The following is a 23,046-nucleotide window of genomic DNA, read 5'->3' as shown; positions in this document are numbered from 1 at the left end:
ACCGCCTGTTCGGCACTACCGTGCGGGCATGACCACCGCCGCGCCGCTCCCGCCAGAACTCCCCGCCCCGCTCGACGGCGCCCTGCTCGACGACGCGCTGCGCGACCGGTGCCGCGAGCGGCGGGTGCCGGCGCTGTCCGCCGCGGTGGCGCGGGGCGGCAGGGTGGCGTGGGCCGGCTCCGCCGGGTGGGCGCGGGCCGACGCCGGCACGGCGTTCCGCATCGGGTCGATCACGAAGCCGATGACGGCGGTGGCCGTGCTGCGGCTGGTCGCGGCGGGCCGCGTCGGCCTGAACGACCCCGTCGGGCGGCACCTGCCCGACGCTCCCGCGCCCGACGCCACGCTCGCCCACCTGCTCACGCACACCGCGGGCCTGCCGGCCGAGCCCCCGGGTCCGTGGTGGGAGCGCCACGGCGCGGGCACGTGGGCCGAGCTGGTCGAGTCGGGGGTGGTGCCCCTGGAGGAGCCGGGCGGGCGCCACCACTACTCCAACGTGGGCTACGCGGTGCTGGGCCGGCTGCTGGAGGTGTCCCACGGCCGGCCGTGGGACGCCGTGCTGCGCGACGAGGTGTGGTCGCCGCTGGGCATGACGAACACCGGGCGCACTCCGTCCGGCGACGCGGCCGTCGGCTACGCCGTGCACCCCGACGCCGGCACCGTCCTCGTGGAGCCCGTGGCCTCCTACGGCGCGATGGGCCCGGCCGGGGAGGTGTGGTCGACGCCGTCGGACCTGGTGCGGTTCGGCTCGTGGCTCGTCGGCGCCGGCCCGGACGACGCGGCGGGCGAGGACGTGCTGTCGCGGGAGTGGCGACGTCGGATGACGACGGCCCGCGCGGTGGTGGACGACGACGGGCGGCCGTTCACCGCCGCCTGGGGGCTCGGCGTCTCGGTGCACCACACGGAGGCGGGCCGGCGCACGGTCGGTCATGGCGGCTCGGTGCCGGGGTTCACGGCCACGCTGCGGGCCGATCCCGCCACGGGGGAGGCGTGGGCCGTGTGCGGCAGCTCGACGGCGGGGTTCGGCGACGCGTCCTTCGTCGAGGAGGTCCTGGCCGGCTCTCCGCCGCTCGCGCCCGCGAACCGCGCGGCGGACGTCGTGGACCGCGACGCGCTCGCCCTGACGGGCACCTGGTACTGGGGCCCGATGGCGTACACGCTCGCCGCCCGCGCCGACGGGCGCCTGGAGCTGAGCGCCGACGGCGGCCGCAGCACGGTGTTCGGCCGCGCGGACGACGGCGGCTGGGTGGGGGTCGAGGGCGGCTACTGGCGGGGGGAGCGGCTGCGCGCCGTCGCGCCCGGCACCCCCGCCGAGGCGCTCGACGTCGGCACCTTCCACCTCACGCGCGCGCCGTACGACCCCGCCACCGCGGTGCCGGGCGGCCTCGACCCGCGCGGCTGGCGGGCGGTCCCCGACGCGACCGACGGCGGCGACGTCTCTGCGACCGGGTGACCCCGGGGCCGGCTGTGCGACACACCACCGACCACGACACGCCGAGGATCTCGACGAGTTTTCGGCGACCTCCCGGGCCTTGAATGTCCGTTCTGTCCGTACCGCGGTGCCCCAACGGCGCGTCGGGGGAGGCGCCGTGGTCGGGGTGCGGGCCCGGCGTCGGTCGCGCACATGCTGTGGACGCCCGTCACCCACCGCCTGTGGACATCCGGACGTGAACCGCACGGTGCTGCGGGCGAACGCCTCCGGGTGGTGGGGACGGAGGCCCGGGGAGCCTGTGGACGGACGGTGTCAGAGGCCCGTGGAAGGCTGTCGACAGGGTCGGCGGGCGAAGGGCGTTCGATGAATGACATGGATGTCAACCACTAGATGTCGGTCCCGCGCGCGCCCCGACCACTAGGTGTAGTGTTTGGAGCACGCGGGGCCCACGGCCCTTCGAACAAAGCACACCGGCGTAGTTCCACGAGCGTCATCCCTGGTCCAGGCCCCTCTCGGGCCCACCTGGGACCGGCTCGCCAGGGCATCGCGCGGGTCGGACCAAGCCCCCCGGGAGGGGAGCGCAGAGAGGGAGAGACACATGAGCATCACGGTCTACAGCAAGCCGGCCTGCGTGCAGTGCGACGCGACCTACCGCGCCCTCGACCGCAAGGGGGTCGAGTACTCGGTGGTCGACATCACCCAGGACGCCGAGGCGCTCGAGATGGTGCGCGGGCTCGGCTACCTGCAGGCCCCGGTCGTCGTCGCCGGCGACACCCACTGGTCGGGCTTCCGCCCCGACCAGATCGCCGCGGTCGCGGCGCAGCAGGCCGTCACGGCCTGACGCCGAGACCGGCACGGGCGGGGCGCGCGAGGCGCGACCGCCCACCCCACACACGGCCGGCGCCCCGGGCTTCGAACCCGACCCGGGGCGCCGTGCGTCTTCGGCGACGCAGCGCGTCGGTCTGGTAGCAGCATCCGGGGGGAGGCTGAGCATGAGTTCTCTCGTCTACTTCTCCAGCGTGTCGGAGAACACCCACCGGTTCGTCCAGCGCCTCGGGCTCGAGGAGCTCGGCATGTCCGTGCACCGGATTCCGGTGCGCAAGCAGGACGGCTTTCTCACGGTGACCGAGCCGTACGTGCTCATGGTCCCGACCTACGGCGGGGGCAACGAGGGCGGTGCCGTGCCACGGCGCGTGCGCGAGTTCCTCAACGACCCGCACAACCGGTCGCTCGTCCGCGGCGTCATCGCCGCGGGGAACACCAACTTCGGCGCTGCCTACTGCATCGCCGGCGACATCATCTCCGCGAAGTGCCAGGTGCCCTACCTGTACGCCTTCGAACTCCTGGGGACGGCTGAGGACGCCGCGCGCGTCCGTGACGGATTGGGACGATTTTGGCAACGACAGTCACTGATCTCGGCGTGAGCTCGACGACGACCCCCGAGGTCGCGGGGGCCACCCCGGTGCCGCTGCAGGGCGTGCAGCTGGACTACCACGCGCTCAACGCGATGCTGAACCTGTACGGCGCGGACGGCCGGATCCAGTTCGAGAAGGACCGCGAGGCCACCACCGCGTACTTCGAGCAGCACGTGCTGCCGAACACGATCCAGTTCGAGACGCTCGACGCGAAGCTCGACTACCTGATCGAGAACAAGTACTACGACCCCGCGGTACTCGAGAAGTACTCGCGCGCCTTCGTCAAGGAGCTGTTCCGGCTCGCGTACTCGAAGGACTTCCAGTTCGAGTCGTTCCTCGGCGCGTTCAAGTACTACACGTCGTACACGCTGAAGACGTTCGACGGGAAGAAGTACCTCGAGCGCTTCGAGGACCGCGTCTCGATGGTCGCCCTCGGGCTGGCCGACGGCGAGGAGCAGGTCGCGCGCGACATCGTCGAGGAGGTCGTGTCGGGCCGCTTCCAGCCCGCGACGCCGACGTTCCTCAACGTGGGCAAGGCGCAGCGCGGCGAGCCCGTCTCCTGCTTCCTGCTGCGCATCGAGGACAACATGGAGTCCATCGCGCGCGGCATCAACTCCGCGCTGCAGCTGTCCAAGCGCGGCGGCGGCGTGGCCCTGCTGCTGAGCAACATCCGCGAGCACGGCGCGCCGATCAAGCACATCCAGAACCAGTCGTCCGGCGTCATCCCGGTGATGAAGCTGCTCGAGGACTCGTTCTCCTACGCCAACCAGCTCGGCGCGCGCCAGGGCGCCGGTGCCGTCTACCTGCACGCGCACCACCCGGACATCATGCGGTTCCTCGACACCAAGCGGGAGAACGCGGACGAGAAGATCCGCATCAAGACCCTCTCGCTGGGCGTCGTCATCCCGGACGTCACGTTCGAGCTGGCGAAGACGAACGCGGACATGCACCTGTTCAGCCCGTACGACGTCGAGCGCGTCTACGGCAAGCCGTTCGCCGACATCTCCATCTCGGAGAAGTACGACGAGCTCGTCGCCGACGACCGCATCACGAAGACCACGATCAAGGCGCGCGACTTCTTCCAGACGATCGCCGAGCTGCAGTTCGAGTCCGGGTACCCGTACGTGATGTTCGAGGACACGGTGAACGCCGCGAACCCGATCAAGGGCCGCATCACCCACTCGAACCTCTGCTCGGAGATCCTGCAGGTCTCGACGCCGTCGACGTTCCACGAGGACCTGTCCTACGACCACGTCGGCCGGGACATCTCCTGCAACCTCGGCTCGCTGAACATCGCGAAGACGATGGACTCGCCGGACTTCGCCAAGACGATCGACACCGCGATCCGCGCGCTGACGGCCGTCTCCGACCAGACGAGCATCGAGTCGGTCCCGTCGATCCGCCGCGCGAACGAGCTCGGGCACGCCATCGGCCTCGGGCAGATGAACCTGCACGGCTACCTCGCCCGCGAGCGGATCTACTACGGCTCCGACGAGGGCGTCGACTTCACGAACCTGTACTTCTACACGGTCGCGTACCACGCGATCGCGGCGTCCAACCGCCTCGCGATCGAGCGCGGCAAGGCGTTCGGCGGGTTCGAGGACTCCAAGTACGCCACCGGCGAGTACTTCGACAAGTACACGGACGGCGAGTGGAAGCCGGCGACCGAGCGCGTCGCGCAGCTCTTCGCGGAGGCAGGCGTCGCCATCCCGACGCAGGACGACTGGCGGGCGCTCAAGGCCTCGGTCATGGAGCACGGCATCTACAACCAGAACCTGCAGGCCGTGCCGCCCACCGGGTCGATCAGCTACATCAACAACTCGACGTCGTCGATCCACCCTGTGCCCGCCAAGATCGAGATCCGCAAGGAGGGCAAGCTCGGCCGCGTGTACTACCCGGCGCCGTACATGACGAACGACAACCTGGACTACTACCAGGACGCGTACGAGATCGGCTACGAGAAGATCATCGACACCTACGCCGCGGCCACGCAGCACGTGGACCAGGGGCTGTCGCTGACGCTGTTCTTCCCCGACACGGTGACGACGCGCGACGTCAACCGGGCGCAGATCTACGCCTGGCGCAAGGGGATCAAGACGCTGTACTACATCCGTCTCCGGCAGATGGCCCTCGAGGGCACGGAGATCGAGGGCTGCGTCAGCTGCATGCTGTGACCGCGTCGAGCAACTATCAGGAATTCGGGGAAGAGACACAGATGGCGCCCACGGGGAAGCTCAAGCTCATCGATCGCGTGACCGCGATCAACTGGAACCGGCTGCAGGACGAGAAGGACCTCGAGGTCTGGGACCGCCTGGTCGGCAACTTCTGGCTGCCGGAGAAGGTGCCGGTGTCCAACGACATCCAGTCGTGGCACACGCTCACCGACGCGGAGCGGCTCATGACGACCCGCGTGTTCACCGGCCTCACGCTGCTGGACACGATCCAGGGCACCGTCGGCGCCGTGTCGCTGATCCCGGACGCGCTGACCCCGCACGAGGAGGCGGTGTACACCAACATCGCGTTCATGGAGTCGGTGCACGCCAAGAGCTACTCGTCGATCTTCTCGACGCTGATCTCGACGCGGGAGATCGACGAGGCGTTCGCCTGGTCGGAGGAGAACCCGCACCTGCAGCGCAAGGCCGAGATCGTGCTCGACTACTACCGCGGCGACGACCCGCTGAAGCGCAAGGTCGCCTCCACGATGCTCGAGTCGTTCCTGTTCTACTCCGGCTTCTACGCGCCGATGTACTGGTCCAGCCGCGCCAAGCTCACGAACACGGCCGACCTCATCCGCCTCATCATCCGCGACGAGGCCGTGCACGGGTACTACATCGGCTACAAGTACCAGAAGGGCCTGGCGCAGGTCAGCCAGACCGAGCAGGACGAGCTCAAGGCCTACACCTTCGAGCTGCTCTTCGAGCTGTACGAGAACGAGGTCGAGTACACCGACGCCCTGTACGGCGAGCTCGGCCTCACCGAGGACGTCAAGGCGTTCCTGCGGTACAACGCCAACAAGGCCCTCATGAACCTGGGCTACGAGGCGCTGTTCCCCAAGGAGGACACGGCCGTGAACCCGGCCATCCTCGCCGCGCTGTCCCCGAACGCGGACGAGAACCACGACTTCTTCTCCGGGTCGGGCTCGTCGTACGTCATCGGCAAGGCCGTGGCCACCGAGGACGACGACTGGGACTTCTGACCCGTTCGCCGAGGTAGTTCGAGACCCGCCGAGATAGTTCGAAAAGGGCGGCCCGCAGCATTGCGGGCCGCCCTTCGCACTACCTCGGCGGGTCTCGAACTACCTCGGCGTCGCCAGCGCGGCGTCGACGACGAGCGTGAGGGTCGGGCGCGGGTCGGTCGGGTCGTGCCGGGCGATCGCGTGCAGCAGCAGCCCCTCGTAGGCGCCGGCGACGGCGACCATCGCCGCGCGCGCGTCGGGCGCGCCGAGCCGGCCCATCATCCGCTCGCCCCACTCGACGAGCGCCTCGCGGCCCCGGTTGACACGCCCGCGCAGGTCGGGGTCGTGGCTCGCCTCGAGGAAGAGGACGAGGCGGGCGGTCGTGGCGGCGCGGTCGGGGCCGGTCGCCTGCGCGAAGCCGGCGCACAGCATGTCGACGATGTCGGCCGCCGACGCGGGCTCCGGCACGGCGGACAGGCCGGCCAGGTCCCGGCTCGCGAGCTCCTCGGACACTCCGGCCAGCAGGGCGGCGCGGGTGCGGAAGTAGTTCGACGTCGAGCCGCGGGGGAGCCCGGCGCGGTCGTCGACCTTCCCGTGCGTGAGGGCGCGCAGCCCCTCGGTGCCGAGCAGGTCCACGGCCGCGTCGAGCGCGCGGCGTCGGGGCGGGAGGGTGGCGGTCACGACGTCACCCTAAACCCGTTACTACGAATATAGTGACACGACACTACGAACGTAGTAGCGTCGAGGGATGGACGAGAACGTGGTGAGCGAAGCGTCGGCCGAGGTGCCGATGCCCGAGCTCGCCGGTGTCACCCATCGGTGGGTCGACGTCGACGGGCTCGTGATGCACGTGGTCGAGCAGGGCGCCGGTGACCCGGTGCTGCTGCTCCACGGCTTCCCGGAGCACTGGTGGGAGTGGCGCGGGGTGATCGGTCCGCTCGCCGCCGACCATCACGTCGTGTGCCCCGACCTGCGTGGCTTCGGCTGGACCGACGCGCCGCCGGGCGGCTACACGCGCGACCGGCTGCTGGCCGACGTCGTCGGCCTGCTCGACGCGCTGGGCCTGGAGCGCGCGCACGTCGTCGCGCACGACTGGGGTGCGCTGGTCGGCTTCCACCTCGCGCTCGAGCACCCCGACCGCGCCGCGTCGTTGCTGAGCATGGGCGTGCCCCACCTGTGGCTGCGGTTCGACCCGAGGCTGCTGCTCATGCTGCGGCACACCTGGTTCCAGGTGGTCATCGCCTCGCGGCTCACAGGGCCGCGCGCCCTGTCGCGGGGGCGTCAGCGGTTGCCGCGCCACCTGCTCCAGGAGTACGGCAGCGACGCGCCCGTGATGACGGAGAGCGACGTCGAGGCGTACCTCGCGCCGCTGCGGCTGCCCGCGGGCGCCCGCGCGGGGTCGGCGCTCTGCCGCGACTTCGTGCGGCGCGAGCTGTGGTCGGTGCTGCGCGGCGCCTACCGCGACCAGCACCTGACCACGCCGACGGACGCGTTGCTCGGCGAGAACGACATCCTCAGCGACCCCGCCCTGCTCGGCGGGTACGAGGAGCACGCCGACGACCTCACCGTCGACGTGCTCCCCGGGGTCTCGCACTTCATGGTCGACGAGCGCCCGGACCTCGTCGTGGACCGCGCTCGAGAGCTGTTCGCCCGCGCGGCGTGACGGTGCTCAGACGTCGGCCGAGTGCGCGCCGGTGACGGGCGGGTCGGCGGACCACGGGAACGTGATCCACAGGTCGGTGTCCCGCCACGAGTAGTCCGGCCGGATGATCGTGCGCGGCTTCGTGTACAGCACCACGGAGCGGGCGTCGGCGCCCTGCTTCGTGAGCATGTCCATGACGAGCGCGAGGGTGCGGCCGGAGTCGGCGACGTCGTCCACCACGAGCACCTTGGCGCCGGGCAGCTCGGAGGTGTCCATCAGGGGCGGCAGCACGCGCGGGTCGTCGAGGGTCTTGCCGATGTCGGTGTAGAACTCGACGTTCAGCGTGCCCACCCCCTTGGTGCCCAGCGCGTACGCCATCGCGCCGCCGGGCACGAGGCCGCCGCGCGCGACCGCGACGACGACGTCGGGCCGGAACCCGCTCGCGACGACGCGCTCGGCCAGCTCGCGGATGGCGACGGGCAGCAGGGTCCAGGTGAGCACCTCGCGCTCGGGCGCCGGCGCGGCGCCGGTGGGCGGCTCGGGTGACGATGCGGTCATGGCAACCGAGCGTACGCGCGACGGCGGGCCCCCGTGACCGGGGACCCGCCGTCCTGATGCTGCTGACCTGCGCCGACGCGGCTGCGACGTGCGAGACGTCACGCGCGCCGCTCGGGCGTCACTGCGCCGCGAGGATGTCCACGACGAAGACGAGCGGCTGGCCGGCGAGCTCGTTCTGGTCGCTCTTCTTCGCGCCGTACGCCTGGTCGGCCGGGATGACGAGCAGCACCTGGCTGCCGACGGTCTGGCCGGCGAGGCCGTCGGTCCAGCCCGGGATGACACCCTGCAGCGAGAACGAGGCGGGGGCGCCGCGGTCCCAGGACGAGTCGAACGACTTGCCGTCGAGCGTCCAGCCCGTGTAGTTGGCCGTGATCGACTGGGTCTTGGTGACCTTCGCTCCGTCGCCCTTGATGAGGGTCTGCGCCACGAGGTCCTTGGGGGCCTTGTAGCCGTCGGGGATCTTCACGGACGGCTTGCCCGAGTCGTCGAGCGTCACGGTCGGCAGGCCGGCCGCCGGCTTCACGGCCTCGCCCTCGGCGCGGGTCGGGATCTTCTTCGCGCCGGTGACCTCGACGAGGTTGACGGCGGTGACGGCGTTGCCCTGCTGATCCTGCGTCGGGAACGCGACGAGCACGCGCGAGCCGACCTTCTGGCCGGTGAGCGGCTCGGTGAGGACGCCGTAGCTCTGGTCGCCGAGGATGAAGGTGGCCGGCTGCTTCTGCTGCCACGTCGAGCCCTGGCTCTTCCCGTCGGCGCCCGTGTAGCCCACGAAGTCGATCGTCACCTGCATGCCCTCGGCCAGCGCGTCGCCCTTGCCCTCGTCGATGACGCGGGAGGTCGGCACGGAGACCTCGAGCGGAGCCTTGAAGGAGAGCTTCGGCTCCTTCCCGGCGTCGCCGTCGACCTTCACGGCCTCGAGGGCGGCGACGTCCTCCTTGGTGGGCGTCGGCGCCTCGGTGGCCGGCGACGACGACGCCGACGCGGACGGGGTGGCGCCGTCGCCGGAGTCGTCGGCGCAGGCGGTCAGGGCCAGGGCCGTGGCCAGCGCCAGCGCGGCTGCGGCGGCGGACGTGCGGAGCTTCACGGAGAGTCCTTCGGTCGGCGGGGACGAACCGGGACACTGTAACGGCACCACCTGACCGCCCCGTCCAGGCTTCTGCACCGGCCTCGCCCGGCCGGTCCGGCGCCCGGGCGACAATGGGTGCATGCCGTCCAGCCGTCCGTCCCGCAAGCGCCCCTGGGGCGCCACGCCCCCGCCGCTCGACCTGGACCGCGCCCTGGGCGGCGTGCGACGGGAGAGCGCGGCGGACGGCGAGTGGACGGTCCGCAGGCTGCGGGGCGGGGACAAGGCGTACCGCTGCCCCGCGTGCCGCCAGGAGATCCCCGCCGGCACGCCGCACGTCGTGGCGTGGCAGCGCGACGTCGTCGGGGGCGAGAGCGCCGGCCTGGAGGACCGCCGGCACTGGCACTCCTCGTGCTGGGAGCGCCGCGCGCGGCTGCGCTGAGCCCCACGCTCGGCGGGGCGCGCGGACCGGCCGGGAGCGTCCGTCCGAACTACGCTGGGCGGTGATGAACGACAAGCCCGCCGGCGAGTCCACCGGCCACCAGATCCGCTCGCTGACGATGCTCCCGGCACGGCGCGAGGACGTCGACCTGCACACCGCGGACGGGCTGACGCTCGTCGGGGAGCTGGCCCTCCCTGCCGACCGCGACCCGGTCGCGACGCTGCTGACCTTCCACCCCCTGCCCACGCACGGCGGGTACATGGACTCGCACGTCTACCGGAAGGCCGCCTGGCGGCTCCCGGCCCTCGCCGACCTCGCGGTGCTGCGGTTCAACACCCGAGGGACGTCATCGCCGCGGGGCACGTCCGAGGGCGAGTTCGACGGAGGTGACGCCGAGCGGTTCGACGTCGCGGCCGCGATCGAGCTCGCCGAGTTCCGCGAGCTGCCCCGCCCGTGGCTCGTCGGCTGGTCGTTCGGCACGGAGCTGGTGCTCAAGCACGGCACCGACCCGAGCGTCGAGGGCGCGATCCTGCTGTCCCCGCCGCTGCACCGTGCCACCGACGAGGACCTGGACCGCTGGGCCGCCTTCGGGCGCCCGCTGGTCGTCCTCGTGCCCGAGCACGACGACTACCTGCGGCCCGAGGAGGCGCGGCGCCGGTTCGCGCGCGTGCCGCAGGCCGAGGTGATCGGCGTCGACGGCGCCAAGCACCTGTGGGTCGGGGAGCCGGCGGTGCGCCGGGTGCTCGACGAGATCGTCGGGCACGTGCTGCCCGGCCACGCCCCGCTGCCCACGCACTACGACGGCGACGTGCGACAGGCGGAGACGGTGCCGCGCTGACGGCGCCGCACGAGGTTCCCGGATGACATGACATGGCGATGACGAGGAGTCGACGATGACCACCACCTCCGCGCTCCTGGCGACGTACGAGCTCCACGACGGGGCCGGCACGCCGCTGCTGCTGCTGCACGGCTTCCCCCTCGACCACCGGATGTGGGCGGCGGCAGCCGAGGCTCTGCCCGAGGGGGTGCGCGCCATCGGCGTGGACCTGCCCGGCCAGGGCCACTCCGACCTCGGGGGAGTCCCGCCGCGGCTCGAGGACGTCGCGGACGCCGTGCACCGGACGATGCAGCAGCAGGGGGAGGGGAACGCGGTGGTCGTCGGCCTGTCGATGGGCGGCTACGTGGCCCTCGCGCTGGCCGAGCGGCACCCCGGGTTCGTCGTCGGGCTCGGGCTGGTGGACACCAAGTCGACGGCCGACCTCGACGCCGCCCGGGCGAACCGCCTGCGCATCGCGGCCGCGGTGACCGAGGGCCAGACGCTCGACCCCGTCCTCAGCATGCCGGGCACCCTGCTCGGCTCGACGAGCACCGAGAAGCGGCGCCACCTCTTCCCGCTGCTGGAGTCGTGGATCCGGGGGCAGTCGCCCTCCGGCGTGGCCTGGGCGCAGCGGGCGATGGCGGCCCGGCCCGACCGCACGGACGTGCTGCGCGCCTTCGACGGCCCCGTCGCGGTGGTGGTCGGCGCCGAGGACCAGGTGACCCCGCTCGTCGAGGCGGAGCACATGGCTCACGCGGCGCGCGACGGCGCCCTCACCGTGGTGCCCGGTGCCGGGCACATGAGCGCGGTGGAGGACCCGGCCACCGTCGCGGCCGCCCTGGGCCTGCTGCACCGGCGCGTGGCCCAGGAGACGCACCCGCCCCGCTGGCCCTGGCAGTACCGTCCCGCGGCCGACGCCTGATCCCGCCGCGCGCGGGCCCGTCAGGGCCACGCGAAGGTTTCCGTGCACCTCGCCCTGACAGGTCCGGGCCTGGCACGACGGGGGCCGGCCACCCGGGTGGGTGACCGGCCCTCGTCGTGCGTGCGGTGTCAGGCCTGCGAGGCGGCCGCCGCCTCCTGGCCGGCCTCCGCGTCGTCGGTGCCCTCGGCCGCCGGCTCCTCGGCGGCCGATGCCTTGGCCTTGCTGCCCTTGGCCGCCTTCGCGGACGCGGTCCGCGCGGCGTCGTCCTCGGCTGTCTCGCCCTGGACGACGGGCTCCTGCGGGTTCACGACCTGCTCCTCGGTCACGGGCTCCGGGGCGGAGACCGTGGCGACGGGGGCCGCCGGCACGTCGGCCAGTGCAGCGGCCGTGCGGGCCGAGCCCTGGTCGGACTTCTTCTCCGCGCCGAGCAGCCCGCGCAGCTCCTCGAGGTAGGAGTTGATCGAGTCGTGCCGGCGGGTGAGGTCCTCGAGCTGCCGGGAGGCCGTGGCGCGGTGGGTCTCGGCCTCGACCCGGGCGTCGCCCACCATCGTCTCGGCGAACTCGCGCGCCTCGGCGACGATCCCGTCGGCGGTGCGGCGAGCGTCGGCGACGAGGGCCTTGACGTAGGCGTCGGACTCGGCACGCACCTTCTCCGCCTGCTGCAGCGCGAGGGCGACGCGCTGCTCGGCCTCGGCAGCGTGCTCCTCGGCGGCACGGACGAGCAGGTCGGTCTCCTGGCGCGCCGTCTCGTGCCGGGCGGCGGCCTCGTGCTCGACCTGCTCGCGGCGCTGCGCGATCTCCAGCTCGGCGTCGGCCAGCGCGGCGCGGGCCTGTTCGCGCAGCTGCTCGAGCTCGGTGGTGACGGCGTCGGACGCCTCGGTGGCCTGGTGCTTCGCCTCCGCGATGATGCGGGCGGCCTCGCGGCGGGTGCGCTCGAGCAGGTCGGACGACTCGCGGTCGGCCTCCTCGCGCTGGGCGGCGGCCTCGGCCGCGGCCGAGGCGCGCTGCTGGGCGGTCTCGCGCTCGGCGGAGACGCGCAGCTCGGTGGTCTCGCGCTCGGCGGTGGACCGCTGGACACCGATCTCGCGCTCGAGGGAGGCGCGGCGCTCGCTCTCCTCGGCGGAGAGCGTGCTGGTGATGAGGGCGGCCTCGCGCTCGGCGGAGCCGACCAGCTCCTCCGCGCGCCGCTGGGCGGCGAGCAGGGTGCCCTCGGCCTCGGCCGCGGTGGTGGACCGGATCTCCTCGGCCTCCCGGCGGGCGCTGCCGAGCAGCTCCGACGCCTCGGACTCGGCGCGCGAGCGCACCTGGCCGGCGGACAGCTTGGCGCGCGCCATGATGTCGGCGGCCTGCTGGTTGGCCTGGGTGAGGACCTCGGTCGACTGCTCCTCGGCGGACCGCAGGAGGCGTTCGACGCGGGACCCGAGCCCGGCGTAGGACGGCTTCTCGTTCTCCCGGAGCTGGCGCTGCGCGAGCGCGAGCTCCGAGGAGATCTGCATGGCGCGCGCGTCGGTGCTCTCGACGTTCCGACGAGCCTCCTCCAGGGCCTGCTCGAGTCGGGCGATGTGGCCGTCCACCTGGGCGCGGTCGTAGCCGCGCATGGTGATCGGGAAGAGCGTGCGCTCGTCGGACACGTGCAGACCTCCGTGTGTGGTGGGGTGTCCCGGCCACGTCAGGATAGTGGTGCGACCGTGGCGCCGATACTCGGGACATACTGGCCCAACGGGACGAGCCAGGCATTCTCTCACACGGCGGACCCGCCCTGCTGGGGGCGGCGCCGCGCCGTCCCCGGCGGCTCGTGGGGGCGGGCGGGAGCCCGGGCGCGGCCGACGTACCCGAGTCGTGAAGGGTTCGTGAACCGGCCCCCGCGAGGGGGCCGACGTGGACGGAGCTCCGCGTGCCGTCCCTATGCTGGACTGTCCACGTCGAAGGGAAAGCTCGGTGCTGCAACGCATTCTGGGCGGCGTCCTGGTCCTCATCGGACTGGCCGCTGCCGCGCTCGGTGTCGCCTCCGCCACGGTCTGGCGCGACACCGACACGGTGGCCGCCACGGCCAAGCCGTCCGGCGACGGCACGTTCGTCGTCACCGACCCCGGGGTCCTCGGGCTCGTCGGGGACGACGTCACCATCAGCGCATCCGTCCCCGAGGGGCAGAAGGTCACCCTGGCGGTCGGCCGGGACGTCGACGTCGCGGGGTGGGTCGGCAACGACCCGTACTCGCGCGTGACCGGCCTCAGCGACTGGGAGAACCTGTCCGTCGCCGCGGGCGAGCCCGCCGACGCGGACGCGAAGACCGCCAAGGCGCCGACGACGGGGCCCGACCCCGCCGGCTCCGACATGTGGGTCGCCGAGGCCTCCGACGCCGACAGCGTCACGCTCCGCTGGAGCGACCGCCCGGGCCGCTGGACCCTGCTCGCCGCGGGCGTCGGCAAGGGCGCCCAGGCGCCCACGCTGGAGCTCACCTGGCCGCGTGCCGTCGCGACGCCGTACCTGTGGCCGGGCGTCATCGCCGGCGCCGTGCTCGTGCTCGTCGGTGCGCTCCTCCTCGTGCTCGGCGGGCGCCGCGTCCGCGCACAGCGGGCGGACCGCGACCAGCGGGACGAGGTCGGCCCCGCCGACGCGACGTCCGTCGACGCGGACGGCGCCGGCCCCTTCGGGGGTCCGTCGGCGGGCCCGTTCGCCCCGGTGACCCCGGGCGCCCTCGGCGCCGGGCCGCCGTCCCAGTCGTCGTCCCCGTCCTCGGAGCCCGAGGCGTCCGCCGCGGGCGACCCGCAGGACGGCACGCAGGACGCGGGCGAGACCGAGGACGGCACGGCGACGGCGACCGCGGGCACCGCCGAGGTGCCGGTCGCGGGCCGCCTGCTGCGCCGCTCCCGCCGTCGCCAGCGCGACGACGCCGCTCCCGCGACGGACGAGACCGCACCCGAGACGGACGCCGCCGCACCCGCCGCCCCCGCCGCGCCGTCGTTCGGCGACGCGCACCCCGTGCCCGTCCCGGCCGCCGCGCCGACGCCGCACGCGCCGGTCCCGGCCGCGCCGGCGTCCCACGAGCCCGTCCCGGAAGAGCCCACCACGGCGACCGGCGCCCTGCGGATGACCCGCCGCGAGCTGCGCGCCCAGGAGGAGGCCCGCCGGGCCCAGGAGCAGGGCGGGATGACGCGCATGCTGCGCGCCATCACCGGCTCCATCCCCGCGGTGCGCCCGCAGCAGGCGGCGCCGGCCGAGGCGGAGGCCGAGCCTCGCCCCGACCTGTCCACGCCCACCGGCCGCGCCGCGGCCTGGCGCGCCACCTGGGGGTTCGGGGCCGGCCAGTCCGCCGACGCCGACCCGCGCCCGACCGACACCGACGGGGAGAACCGATGAACCGCCGTACCACCCGCCGCGGCCTGACCGTGGCGAGCGCCCTCGTCGTGTCCTCGGCGCTCCTCACGGGCTGCGCGCAGGAGCTGCCGCAGCCCGCGCCGGACGCGGCGGACACCCGCCCGGTGCTGACGAAGGACCAGGACACCCACGTCGTCACGACGGTCGCCGCGACGGTCGACAAGGCCGACAAGGCGAAGAGCGCCAAGGCCCTCAAGCCGCGCGTGACGGGCCCGGCGTACGAGGTGCGCTCGAGCCAGCTCGCCGTGGCGAAGAAGCGGGACAACTCCGAGTTCGTCACGGACATCCCGGACAGCTCGCAGCAGATGATCATCCCGACCACCGAGGGATGGCCGCGCACGAGCTTCTCGATCACCGAGGCGACCGAGAAGCTCGAGACGCCGCGCCTGGTCGCCTTCGAGCAGGCGAGCGCCCGGGAGAACTACAAGATGTGGTCCTGGGTGCAGCTCATCCCCGGCCAGGAGATGCCGTACTTCGCCGACTCCGCCATCGGCTCGGAGGCCGTCGGGGCGAAGGACGACTCGCTGGCCGCCTCCCCGGCCGACGCGCTCGCGCAGTACGCCGACATCGTGACCCTCGGCGCGAAGAAGTCGTCGTTCGCGAAGGGCTTCGACCTGCCCGACGCCGACCTGGTCGCCGCGGTCGCCGCGGACGAGAAGGCATGGAAGTCGGTGGACGGCTTCGAGGAGTCGGGCACGAAGTACTCGAAGAAGTACGCGGCCCGCAAGGACGCCGTGCGCGCGGTGCGCACCGTCGACGGCGGCGCCCTCGTCATGGGCGTGCTCGACGGCAAGACCACGGTCCAGGCCGAGGAGGACGCCAAGGTGCCCGCGCTGTCCGAGACGCAGAAGGCGCTGCTCGGCGACGCCGACCCGACCAACGTGCTCAAGACCGAGTACACCGACATGGTCGCGCTGTACGTGCCGCCCAAGGACTCGGACGAGAAGATCCGCCCGCTCGGCTACTCGCACGTGGCGACGGCGGCCTCGAACTGATCCACCGCTCGTAGGATGACGTCCATGACCAACGCCACGCCCGACCCGTCCTTCGCCGTGCGCGGTGCCGTCGACCTGTCGGCGCTGAACCGCCCGCAGTCGCCGCCCCCGGGGGAGCCCGGCGGCGCGCCGTCCGCCGCCGGCTACGTGCTGGACGTCACGGACGCGAACTTCCAGCAGGTGGTGCAGGACTCGACCACCTACCCGGTCGTCATGCTGCTGTGGATCCCCACCGACAAGGCGAACGCCGACCTCGGCGAGCTGCTGGGCCGCCTCGCCCAGGAGTACGCGGGCAAGTTCCTGCTGGGCCGCCTCGACGCGCAGGCGTACCCGCAGGTCGCGGCGGCGTTCCAGGTGCAGGGCGTGCCGACGGTCGTCGCGGTCCTCCAGGGCCAGCCGCTGCCCCTCTTCCAGGGCGCGGCCCCCGAGGAGCAGGTGCGCGGCGTGCTCGACCAGGTGCTGGCCGCGGCGGAGCAGAACGGCGTCACCGGCCGGGCCCCCGCCCAGGGCGGCGAGACCGAGGCCCCGGCCGAGGCCGAGGCGGAGCCGGTCGAGGAGCCGCTGCCGCCGCTGCACCAGGAGGCGTACGACGCCATCGAGCGCGACGACCTGGACACCGCGGTCGCCGCGTACGAGAAGGCGATCAAGCAGGACCCGAAGGACGCCCTGGCCGTGGCCGGGCTCGCGCAGGTGCGGCTGCTGCAGCGCACCCGCGGCGTGGACCTGCAGGCCGCCCGCACCGCCGCCGCGGACGCCCCCGGCGACGTCGACGCCCAGCTCGGGGTCGCGGACATGGACATGCTCGGCGGCAAGGTGGAGGACGCCCTCGCGCGCCTGCTGGAGCAGCTGCCCGGTGCCGACCCGGACGCCAAGGAGAAGCTCCGCGTGCGCCTGGTGGAGTACTTCGAGATCGTCGGCCCCACCGACCCGCGCGTGGTCAAGGCCCGCCAGCGCCTGGCGATCAGCCTGTACTGACGCTGGGCCGGAGGACCAGCGCGCCCAGGGGCGGCACGCGCAGGGTGACGGAGTGGCGGCGGCCCTTCCAGGGGACGTCCTGCGCGTGCACCCGGCCGAGGTTGCCGACGCCGGAGCCGCCGTAGACCTCGGCGTCGGTGTTGAGCACCTCGTCCCACGCGCCGCCGTCGGGCAGGGCGAGACGGTAGCCCTCGTGCGGCACGCCGGCGAAGTTCACGACCACGACCACGGGCTCGCCGGCGGCGTCGCGGCGCACCCACGAGAGGGTGTCGTGGTCGGCGTCGTCGGCGTCGAGCCACTCGAACCCGGCGGCGTCGAAGTCGCGCTCCCACAGGGCGGGCGTGGCGCGGTAGAGGGCGTTGAGGTCGCGCACCAGGCGCTGCACGCCGGCGTGGCCGGGGGTCTCGAGGAGCCACCAGTCGAGGCCGGACCCCTCGTCCCACTCGGCGTCCTGGGCGAACTCCTGGCCCATGAAGAGCAGCTGCTTGCCGGGGTGCGTCCACTGGTAGGCGAGGAAGGCGCGCACGCCCGCGAGCTGCTTCCACCGGTCGCCCGGCATGCGGCGCAGCAGCGAGCCCTTGCCGTGCACCACCTCGTCGTGGCTGACCGGCAGCACGTACTGCTCGGAGAACGCGTAGACCAGCGAGAACGTGAGCTCGTGGTGGTGGTAGCGCCGGTACATCGGGTCGTGCGCCACGTAGCGCAGCCCGTCGTTCATCCAGCCCATGTTCCACTTGAGCCCGAAGCCGAGGCCGCCCGCGTCGGTGGGGCGCGTGACGCCGGGGAACGCGGTGGACTCCTCGGCGATCATCATGACCCCGGGGGAGCGGCGGTAGGCCGTGGCGTTCGCCTCCTGCAGGAACGCGATCGCCTCGAGGTTCTCCCGCCCGCCATGGACGTTCGGCACCCACTCGCCGGGCTGGCGCGAGTAGTCGAGGTAGAGCATCGACGCGACGGCGTCGACGCGCAGGCCGTCGGCGTGGAACTCCTCGAACCAGTAGGTCGCGTTGGCGACGAGGAAGTTGCGCACCTCGCGTCGCCCGAAGTCGAAGACGTACGTGCCCCAGTCGGGCTGCTCGCCGCGGCGCGGGTCCGGGTGCTCGTACAGGGGGGCGCCGTCGAACCGGGCGAGGGCGAACTCGTCGCGGGGGAAGTGGCCGGGCACCCAGTCGAGGATGACGCCGACGCCCGCCTGGTGCAGCCGGTCCACGAGGTACCGGAAGTCGTCCGGGTGCCCGAACCGCGCCGTCGGCGCGTAGTAGCCCGTCACCTGGTAGCCCCACGACCCGCCGAACGGGTGCTCCGCCACGGGCAGCAGCTCGACGTGCGTGAAGCCCTGCTCGACCACGTAGGCGGTGAGCTCCTCGGCGAGCTCGCGGTAGCCCAGCCCGGGCCGCCACGAGCCCAGGTGCACCTCGTAGGCGCTCACCGGGCCGGAGTGCGGGTCGCCCGACGCGCGCCGCGCCAGCCACGCGCCGTCGCCCCACTCGTACACGGAGTCGACGACGACGGACGCCGTCGCGGGGGGCACCTCGGTGCCCTTGGCGAGGGGGTCGGCCTTGGCCCGCCAGACCCGGTCGGCGCCCAGCACCTCGTACTTGTACCGCGTGCCCGCGCCGACGCCGGGCACGAAGAGCTCCCACACGCCGCTCGAGCCGAGCGACCGCATCGGGTGCACGGTGGTCCACCGGTTGTGGTCGCCGACCAGCCGCACGCCGCGCGCGTTCGGGGCCCAGACGGCGAACGCGGTGCCCTCGACGTCGCCCAGCGCGCTCGGGTAGCGGTGCCGGTTGGCGCCGAGCACCCGCCACAGCTCCTCGTGGCGCCCCTCGGCGATGAGGTGCAGGTCCACCTCGCCGAGCGTGGGCAGGAAGCGGTACGGGTCGTCGACGGTCTGCACGTCGTCGTCGTACCGGGTGCGTACCCGGTAGTCCGGGGCGTGCCGCCCGCCGTCCGGGTCGGCGCCCGCCGGGACGACGGCCTCCCACACGCCCGCGGCGACGTGCCGCGCGGGGTGCTCGACGTCGCCGACCACCACCACGACCTCGTCCGCCAGGGGGCGCAGCGCGCGCACGACGGCCCACGCGCCGGGGGCGTCGGCGGCGCCCGCGACGGCCGGCGGGGCGTCCAGGAGGTGCGGGCCGAGCACGGCGTGCGGGTCGTGCAGGGTGCCCTGCGCGAGGGCGGTCAGCACCTCGGGGTCGACGGGGGGCGGTGCGGGGGCGGCGGCGGACCCGGTCATGGCCTCACTGTTCCACGTCCGCTCCCGGTCCGCCCCGCTCCTGGTCGGCCCCGCGCCTACGACGTGGGCGCGTCCCCGGCCGCGGCGCTCTCGGCGACGGGCGGCGCCGCCGTCGACCCGCGCACCAGGAGCCGCGGGAACGGGGCCGTGCGGGTGGTCGGGGCGAGGCCCTGCACGGCGTCGAGCAGGGCCTCGCCGATGAGGCGCCCCATGCCGTGCACGTCGTGGTGCATCGCGGACAGCGGCGGGGAGGACAGCCGGCACAGGGCCGAGTCGTCCCACGCGACGATCGACAGGTCGTCGGGCACCCGCAGGCCCGTGGACCGGGCGTGCTCCAGCCCGCCGATGGCCATGACGTCGTTGTCGTAGACGACGGCCGTGGGCCGCGGGTCGAGGCCGAGCAGCTCACCGGTGGCGCGCGCGCCGGACTCCTCCGTGTATTCGCCCTCCACGACGTGGGGGACGACGCCGGCGGTGCGGCAGCGCTCGAGGAACGCGTCCGTGCGGGTGCGCGTGTGCGCGAACACGGCGGGCCCGGTGACGCGGGCGACCACCGTGTGGCCGAGCTCGGCGAGGTAGCCGACCGCGTCGCGCGCGGGCCGGGCGTTGTCGATCCACACGTGCGGGGCGTCGCCGGACGGCCGCGGCCCGCCGGCGACGACGTAGGGCAGGCCGAGCTCCCGCAGGGCGTCGGGGCGCGGGTCGTCGGTGCGCACGTTGGTCACGACGACGGCGCCCACGGTGCCGTTGCGGGTCCACCGCTCGTAGGTGGCGAGCTCGGCGTCGAGGTCCTGCACCACGTGCAGCAGCAGCGACATGTCGTCGGCGGTGAGGACCTCCTCGATCCCCGCGACGAGCTCCATGAAGAACGGCTCGATGGCGAGGAGCCGGGCCGGACGGGCGAGGACCAGGCCGACGACGTCGGGGGACGGGGAGCGCTGCACGGCCACACGCTACCCGTGACCATGGCGAGGGCCGCTACTTCGCAGCGCGAACAAAGGAGGCGCTCGGGGTCGGAGGCGGCCCGGGAGGTGTCGAGGCGGTTGCGCCGGTCTTTTCCCGGGAATGCGCGGATCTGCCCCGATCGGCGTCCTGAATCGCGGACCACCTCTTGCGGGAACTTTCTTCGGTCCGCTACAAAAGTCCCTGCCGGCTCGCAGGCTCGCCGCACCGATGGGGGTGCGGGCTCGAGGAGCGGCACAGGTGTCGCCGACGACGGCGACCGACAGAAGGACTCCTGATGACCGACATGACACGACGCCGTGCCCGTCGCCGGGTGCTCACCGGGATCGCCGCGGCCTCCGCCGCACTGCTCGCCCTGGCCGCCTGCTCCGGCGGCGGCACCGGCGGCGGCGGCGCCACGCCCGCGGGTGGCGGCAAGGACGCGTCGATCACCGTGTTCAACGGCTCGACCGGCACCATCAACGAGAACTGGAACCCGTTCTCGCCCACCGCCCTGCAGCCGACGCTCGGCGTCATCTACGAGCCGCTGTTCTGGTACAACCTGGCCCAGACGTCCGACCCGACCCCGCTGCTCGGCACCGAGTTCTCCTGGAACGACAACGGCACGGAGCTCAGCGTCACCACGCGCGACGGCGTGCAGTGGTCCGACGGCGAGCCGTTCACCGCCAAGGACGTGGCCTTCACGTTCAACCTCATCCAGAAGACCCCCGAGCTCAACACGTCCGGGCTGTCCGCCTCCGCGAAGGCGACCGACGACACGCACGTCGTCCTGACGTTCCCCGAGAAGAACTCGTTCATGCAGGAGGCGCAGGTCCTGGGCAACCAGGCCATCGTGCCCGAGCACGTCTGGTCGAAGATCGACGACCCGATCACCACGATCAACCCGGACCCCGTGGGCACCGGCGCCTACACGCTCAAGGACTTCACCCCGCAGAGCTACCTGCTGGAGAAGAACGACACGTACTGGGAGAAGGGCAAGCCTTCCGTCCAGGAGGTCCGGTACATCTCCCTCGACACGGCCGACGCCGCGTCCGCCGCGCTGCTCGCGGGCAAGGTCGACTGGATGAGCTCGTTCCTGCCGGGCCTCGACCAGATGCTCAAGGACAACCAGGAGATCTCGTACGTCAACACCCCTGCGATGACGACGTCGATCTTCACCTGCTCCGACGCCGGCCTCGGCTGCAAGGGCCCGCAGACGGACCCGGCCGTGCGCCAGGCCATGTACTGGGCGCTCGACCGCGACCAGCTCAACAAGCTCGCAGGCGGCGGCTTCGCCGCGACCGGATCGCCCACCCTGCTGCTGCCGGAGCGCGACCAGGACTGGGTCGCGGACCCCGGAAACCTCGAGACGCCGACCGGCGCCGACGTCGACAAGGCGAACCAGATCCTCGACGACGCGGGCTGGGTCAAGGGCGACGACGGCGTGCGCGCCAAGGACGGCGAGCGCCTGAAGATGACGATCCAGACCGTCACCGGCTGGTCGGACTACATCTCCCTGAACGACACGATGAAGCAGCAGCTCGCCGCTGTCGGCATCGAGCTCGAGCCGTCGCAGCTCGCCTGGAACGAGTGGAACGACAACCAGCTCAAGGGCACCTACCAGCTCTCGCTCGACTCGATCGGGCTGGGCGCGTCCGACAACCCGTACTTCACCTACAACCCGAAGTACTCGTCGGTGAACACCGCGAAGGTCGGCGAGATGGCGTCGGGCGGCAACTACGCCCGCTACAAGAACGCGAAGGTCGACGCCGCGATCAAGGCCGCGTCGCAGACCTCCGACCCGGCGGAGCAGAAGGCGCAGTACGCGATCGTCCAGGACGAGATCGTCAAGGACCTCCCGTACGTCCCGATCTATATCAACTCCACGCTGACGGAGTTCAACAACACCCGGGTGACCGGCTGGCCGGACAACGACGACAAGTACGCGTTCGCCGCGTCCTGGAAGGCCTGGGACAACGGCATCGTCCTGAAGACCATCCAGCCGGCCGGCTGACGCGCAGGCGCCGAGGAGGAAGACCGCGAGGTCAACGACATGACGTTCGTCGCACGCAAGCTCGGGTTCTACGTCGTCGCCCTGTGGGCGGCCCTGACCCTGAACTTCCTGATCCCACGGCTCATGCCGGGCAACCCGGTGGACCAGCTGGTGTCCAAGCTGGCCCAGAAGGGCCAGGTCACCCCGGCCACCCGGCACGCCATCGAGCTCCTCCTCGGCGCCGACACGTCGTCGCCGCTGTGGCAGCAGTACGTGGACTACCTGCGCCAGCTCGCCCACGGCGACCTGGGCGTCTCGGTCTCGTACTTCCCGGCGCCGGTGACGCAGGTGATCTCCCAGACCCTGCCGTGGACGGTGGGACTGATCGGGCTGTCCACGGTGATCTCTTTCGTGCTCGGCATCGGGCTGGGCACGCTCGCCGGCTGGCGGCGGGGCTCGTGGCTGGACAACCTCATCCCCGTCACCACGATGTTCCAGTCCGTGCCGTACTTCTGGCTGGCGCTGGTGCTGCTGTACCTCTTCGGGTCGGTGTGGCAGGTGTTCCCGCTCAACGGCGGCTACGACGTGTACACGACGTCGCCGGGCTGGAACGCGGCCTTCATCGGGTCGGTGCTCTACTACGGCGCGCTGCCGGCGGTGACCATCGTCGTGTCGTCGATCGGCGGCTGGATGCTGGGGATGCGCAACATGATGGTGTCCACGCTGTCCGAGGACTTCATCGTCACCGCGGAGGCCAAGGGGCTGCGGCGCGGGCGGATCATGCGCACCTACGCGGCCCGCAACGCCGTCCTGCCGTCGATCGCGGGCTTCGCGATCTCGCTCGGCTTCGTCGTCGCCGGCTCCATCGTCACCGAGGCGGTGTTCAGCTACCCGGGCATCGGGTCGGCCCTGCTCTCCGCGGTGAACAGCAGCGACTACGCCCTGATGCAGGGGATCTTCCTCGTCATCACGCTCTCCGTGCTGGGCGCCAACCTCCTGGTCGATCTCCTGTACTCGGTGATCGACCCCCGAACCCGCGCGCGCGGCTGAGAAAGGAC

The 23,046-nt window shown here is 72.7% G+C and carries 20 protein-coding genes; 14 read left to right on the top strand and 6 right to left on the bottom strand.

Going from position 1 to position 23,046, the window contains the following annotated elements:
• The first annotated feature begins 28 nt into the window (after positions 1-28).
• From ACWF41_RS15665 to nrdF, 5 genes are all read left to right on the top strand, one after another.
• Positions 29-1,450 carry a serine hydrolase domain-containing protein gene (locus ACWF41_RS15665; RefSeq protein ID WP_380322481.1) on the top strand — a complete coding sequence of 474 codons (1,422 nt, stop codon included), beginning with the start codon at positions 29-31 and terminating at the stop codon, positions 1,448-1,450.
• 577 nt (positions 1,451-2,027) lie between these two features.
• Positions 2,028-2,270 (top strand): glutaredoxin-like protein NrdH, encoded by a 243-nt coding sequence (gene nrdH / locus ACWF41_RS15660; protein WP_380322479.1) that lies wholly within the window; start codon positions 2,028-2,030, stop codon positions 2,268-2,270.
• Positions 2,271-2,421: 151 nt separating this feature from the next.
• Positions 2,422-2,853 carry a class Ib ribonucleoside-diphosphate reductase assembly flavoprotein NrdI gene (gene nrdI, locus ACWF41_RS15655; RefSeq protein ID WP_380322476.1) on the top strand — a complete coding sequence of 144 codons (432 nt, stop codon included), beginning with the start codon at positions 2,422-2,424 and terminating at the stop codon, positions 2,851-2,853.
• Positions 2,854-2,891: 38 nt separating this feature from the next.
• On the top strand, positions 2,892-5,018 hold the full coding sequence (gene nrdE, locus ACWF41_RS15650) for a class 1b ribonucleoside-diphosphate reductase subunit alpha (protein WP_452182842.1): 2,127 nt from the start codon (positions 2,892-2,894) through the stop codon (positions 5,016-5,018).
• A gap of 41 nt (positions 5,019-5,059) precedes the next feature.
• Positions 5,060-6,040, top strand: a complete 981-nt coding sequence (nrdF, locus tag ACWF41_RS15645) for a class 1b ribonucleoside-diphosphate reductase subunit beta (RefSeq protein ID WP_380322470.1) — start codon at positions 5,060-5,062, stop codon at positions 6,038-6,040.
• Between the two features lie 99 nt (positions 6,041-6,139).
• Here the strand turns inward: nrdF and ACWF41_RS15640 are convergent, their stop codons facing one another.
• Positions 6,140-6,700, bottom strand: coding sequence for a TetR/AcrR family transcriptional regulator (locus ACWF41_RS15640; protein ID WP_380315734.1), 561 nt, complete (start codon positions 6,698-6,700; stop codon positions 6,140-6,142).
• 67 nt (positions 6,701-6,767) lie between these two features.
• Between ACWF41_RS15640 and ACWF41_RS15635 the strand changes: the two genes are divergently transcribed.
• The gene (locus ACWF41_RS15635; protein WP_380315732.1) at positions 6,768-7,682 is read left to right on the top strand and encodes an alpha/beta fold hydrolase; all 915 of its coding nucleotides are present in this window, start codon (positions 6,768-6,770) and stop codon (positions 7,680-7,682) included.
• A gap of 6 nt (positions 7,683-7,688) precedes the next feature.
• On the opposite strand, the gene ACWF41_RS15630 is transcribed toward ACWF41_RS15635, so the two are convergent.
• Both ACWF41_RS15630 and ACWF41_RS15625 read right to left on the bottom strand, forming a co-directional pair.
• Positions 7,689-8,219: a phosphoribosyltransferase gene (locus ACWF41_RS15630; protein WP_380315729.1), complete on the bottom strand. Its 531-nt coding sequence runs from the start codon at positions 8,217-8,219 to the stop codon at positions 7,689-7,691.
• A gap of 118 nt (positions 8,220-8,337) precedes the next feature.
• On the bottom strand, positions 8,338-9,303 hold the full coding sequence (locus ACWF41_RS15625) for an FKBP-type peptidyl-prolyl cis-trans isomerase (RefSeq protein ID WP_380315726.1): 966 nt from the start codon (positions 9,301-9,303) through the stop codon (positions 8,338-8,340).
• 121 nt (positions 9,304-9,424) lie between these two features.
• On the opposite strand from ACWF41_RS15625, the gene ACWF41_RS15620 reads away from it, so the two are divergent.
• From ACWF41_RS15620 to ACWF41_RS15610, 3 genes are all read left to right on the top strand, one after another.
• Positions 9,425-9,724: a hypothetical protein gene (locus ACWF41_RS15620; protein WP_380315724.1), complete on the top strand. Its 300-nt coding sequence runs from the start codon at positions 9,425-9,427 to the stop codon at positions 9,722-9,724.
• Between the two features lie 64 nt (positions 9,725-9,788).
• The gene (locus ACWF41_RS15615) at positions 9,789-10,562 is read left to right on the top strand and encodes an alpha/beta hydrolase (RefSeq protein WP_380315721.1); all 774 of its coding nucleotides are present in this window, start codon (positions 9,789-9,791) and stop codon (positions 10,560-10,562) included.
• 55 nt (positions 10,563-10,617) lie between these two features.
• A complete protein-coding gene (locus ACWF41_RS15610; RefSeq protein ID WP_380315718.1) occupies positions 10,618-11,463 on the top strand; it encodes an alpha/beta fold hydrolase in 846 nt (281 codons plus the stop codon).
• Between the two features lie 128 nt (positions 11,464-11,591).
• Here the strand turns inward: ACWF41_RS15610 and ACWF41_RS15605 are convergent, their stop codons facing one another.
• Positions 11,592-13,094 (bottom strand): coiled-coil domain-containing protein, encoded by a 1,503-nt coding sequence (locus ACWF41_RS15605; protein ID WP_380315715.1) that lies wholly within the window; start codon positions 13,092-13,094, stop codon positions 11,592-11,594.
• Positions 13,095-13,401: 307 nt separating this feature from the next.
• On the opposite strand from ACWF41_RS15605, the gene ACWF41_RS15600 reads away from it, so the two are divergent.
• From ACWF41_RS15600 to ACWF41_RS15590, 3 genes are read left to right on the top strand one after another with little or no spacing between them, the layout of a single operon-like run.
• Positions 13,402-14,823 (top strand): hypothetical protein, encoded by a 1,422-nt coding sequence (locus ACWF41_RS15600; protein ID WP_380315713.1) that lies wholly within the window; start codon positions 13,402-13,404, stop codon positions 14,821-14,823.
• Positions 14,820-15,836 (top strand): hypothetical protein, encoded by a 1,017-nt coding sequence (locus ACWF41_RS15595; protein WP_380315710.1) that lies wholly within the window; start codon positions 14,820-14,822, stop codon positions 15,834-15,836. The genes ACWF41_RS15600 and ACWF41_RS15595 overlap by 4 nt, the downstream gene beginning before the upstream one ends.
• 24 nt (positions 15,837-15,860) lie before the next feature.
• On the top strand, positions 15,861-16,811 hold the full coding sequence (locus tag ACWF41_RS15590; RefSeq protein WP_380315707.1) for a co-chaperone YbbN: 951 nt from the start codon (positions 15,861-15,863) through the stop codon (positions 16,809-16,811).
• Here ACWF41_RS15590 and glgB read toward each other — a convergent pair.
• Together glgB and ACWF41_RS15580 are read right to left on the bottom strand one after the other, a co-directional pair.
• Entirely contained in the window at positions 16,798-19,053 is a 2,256-nt protein-coding gene (gene glgB, locus ACWF41_RS15585; protein WP_380315704.1) for a 1,4-alpha-glucan branching protein GlgB, read from the bottom strand. The two genes, ACWF41_RS15590 and glgB, sit on opposite strands and share 14 nt — an antisense overlap.
• Before the next feature lie 56 nt (positions 19,054-19,109).
• Complete coding sequence (locus ACWF41_RS15580; RefSeq protein WP_380315701.1) at positions 19,110-19,997, bottom strand: LacI family DNA-binding transcriptional regulator; 888 nt, start codon at positions 19,995-19,997, stop codon at positions 19,110-19,112.
• 296 nt (positions 19,998-20,293) lie between these two features.
• On the opposite strand from ACWF41_RS15580, the gene ACWF41_RS15575 reads away from it, so the two are divergent.
• Complete coding sequence (locus ACWF41_RS15575; protein WP_380315698.1) at positions 20,294-22,009, top strand: ABC transporter substrate-binding protein; 1,716 nt, start codon at positions 20,294-20,296, stop codon at positions 22,007-22,009.
• A 39-nt stretch (positions 22,010-22,048) separates the two neighbouring features.
• Positions 22,049-23,038 carry an ABC transporter permease gene (locus ACWF41_RS15570; protein ID WP_380315695.1) on the top strand — a complete coding sequence of 330 codons (990 nt, stop codon included), beginning with the start codon at positions 22,049-22,051 and terminating at the stop codon, positions 23,036-23,038.
• Positions 23,039-23,046 lie beyond the last annotated feature (8 nt).

Source organism: Isoptericola sp. NPDC055063, assembly GCF_053608125.1.
Note: the sequence above shows the minus strand (reverse complement) of the source record. Positions and strands in the feature narration are given on the sequence as shown.